We start from the raw sequence: 2497 nt of genomic DNA on the forward strand, positions 1-2497 counted from the left end.
GGCTTTATCGTCGGTACCGTTAATGGTCACAGAGATTTTTTGTTCTGTGCCATCAACAGAATGAACTAATAAAGTATCGGTGAGTGACTCGCCTGTTTTAAGGCCTTGAATATTCGGCTGCAAGTTATCGGCGGTATAGGTCCAATGGCCTAAATTGTTAATCGATAACGTGCCGAACTGACCTTGCAATGATGTCGCTGAAAACTGAGCTTGGCCGTTATCTAAATCTGTAACAGTGAGGGCACCATCGACATGCAGTTGTCCTTGATGAACATTTTTATCTTCCGTTAGCTGTGCTGTTGAAGTACCAGCAATAACAGCTTTATCATCAGTGCCGTTGATGGTCACAGTTATTTTTTGTTCCGTGCCATCAACCGAGTGAACTAATAAAGTATCAGTGAGTGACTCGCCTGTTTTAAGGCCTTGAATGTTCGGCTGCAAGTTATCGGCGGTATAGGTCCAATGGCCTAGTTCATTTAAAGAAAGCGTACCAAATTGACCTTGCTGAACAGTGGCTTGGAATTGATTTTGTCCTGTATCGACATCGGTTACGGTGAGGGCGCCATCTGCATGGAGTTGCCCTTGGTGAAGGTCTTTATCTTCGGTTAATTGTGCGGTACTGCTTCCAGCAATCACTGCTTTATCATCAGTGCCATTAATGGTCACAGAGATTTTTTGTTCAGTGCCATCGACGCTGTGAACGACTAGTGTATCAGTAAGCGACTCACCCGTTTTCAGCCCTTGAATACTCGGCTGAGAGTTGTCAGCAATGTAAGTCCAATGGCCTAAATCGTTTATGGATAAGCTGCCGAATTGACCTTGTTGCACAGTGGCCTGGAATTGGTTTTGTCCGTTATCAACATCAGTCACGGTGAGGGCACCGTCGACATGCAGTTGTCCTTGATGGACGTCTTTATCTTCGGTTAATTGTGCTGAACTTGTACCTCCAATGACAGCTTTATCATCAGTGCCGTTGATGGTCACAGTAACTTTTTGCTCGGTGCCATCGACGCTGTGAACGACTAAAGTGTCAGTTAATGACTCGCCGGTTTTCAGGCCTTGAATAGCCTGTTGGGAATTGTCAGCAGTATAGGTCCAATGACCGAGTTCGTTCAAAGAAAGCGAACCAAATTGACCTTGTTGCACTGTGGCCTGAAATTGGTTTTGCCCATTATCAACATCAGTAACGGTTAATGCGCCATCGACATGAAGTTGTCCTTGATGGACGTCTTTATCTTCGGTTAATTGTGCTGAACTTGTACCACCAATGACCGCTTTATCATCAGTGCCGTTGATAGTGACTGAGATTTTTTGCTCAGTACCATCAACCGAATGAACTATGAGAGTATCCGTTAATGATTCACTGGTTTTCAGCCCTTGAATCGCTGGCTGAGAATTGTCAGCAGTATAGGTCCAATGACCGAGTTCGTTCAAAGAAAGCGAACCCAATTGACCTTGTTGCACAGTGGCCTGGAATTGGTTTTGACCGTTATCGACATCAGTAACGGTGAGGGCACCGTCAACATGCAACAGTCCCTGATTAACATCTTTGTCTTCAGTTAGTGAAGTTGTTGCAGTGCCACCAATGACCGCTTTATCGTCAGTGCCATTAATGGTGACTGAGATTTTCTGCTCGGTGCCATCAACACTATGAACGATTAAAGTATCGGTGAGTGATTCGCCTGTTTTAAGGCCTTGAATGGCTGATTGAGAATTATCAGCCGTATAAGTCCAGTGACCTAGGTTATTGATCAACAGTGTGCCGAACTGTCCTTGTAAAACATTCGCTTGGAATTGGTTTTGACCATTGTCTACATCGGTAACAGTTAACGCACCATCGACATGAAGTTGTCCTTGATGGACGTCTTTGTCTTCGGTTAATTGTGCTGAACTTGTACCAGAAATGGCCGCCTTATCGTCGGTGCCATTAATGGTCACTGAGATTTTTTGTTCAGTACCATCGATCGAATGAGCTAATAAAGTGTCTGTCAGTGATTCGCCAGTTTTAAGGCCTTGAATCGCTGGTTGAGAATTATCAGCTGTATAGGTCCAATGGCCTAAACTGTTAATCGATAACGTGCCGAACTGACCTTGCAATGATGTGGCTGAAAACTGAGCTTGGCCGTTATCTAAATCTGTAACAGTGAGGGCACCATCGACATGAAGTTGTCCTTGATGGACGTCTTTGTCTTCGGTTAATTGTGCTGAACTTGTACCAGAAATGACCGCCTTATCGTCGGTGCCATTAATGGTCACTGAGATTTTTTGCTCTGTGCCATCAACAGAATGAACTAATAAAGTATCGGTGAGTGACTCGCCTGTTTTAAGGCCTTGAATGTTCGGCTGCAAGTTATCGGCGGTATAGGTCCAATGACCTAGTTCATTTAAAGAAAGCGAACCAAATTGACCTTGTTGCACAGTGGCCTGGAATTGGTTTTGTCCTGAATCGACATCGGTTACGGTGAGGGCACCATCGACATGAAGTTGTCCTTGATGG

At 44.7% G+C, this 2497-nt stretch carries 1 protein-coding gene; it reads right to left on the reverse strand.

Features of this window, described 5'->3' with window-relative positions; all coding sequences use genetic code 11:
- A partial coding sequence (locus L2737_RS22130; RefSeq protein WP_248957127.1) for a VCBS domain-containing protein occupies nt 1-2497 on the reverse strand: 2497 nt, incomplete at both ends.

Origin of the sequence: Shewanella electrodiphila, from assembly GCF_023283985.1 — a bacterium.
Lineage (GTDB): Bacteria > Pseudomonadota > Gammaproteobacteria > Enterobacterales > Shewanellaceae > Shewanella > Shewanella electrodiphila.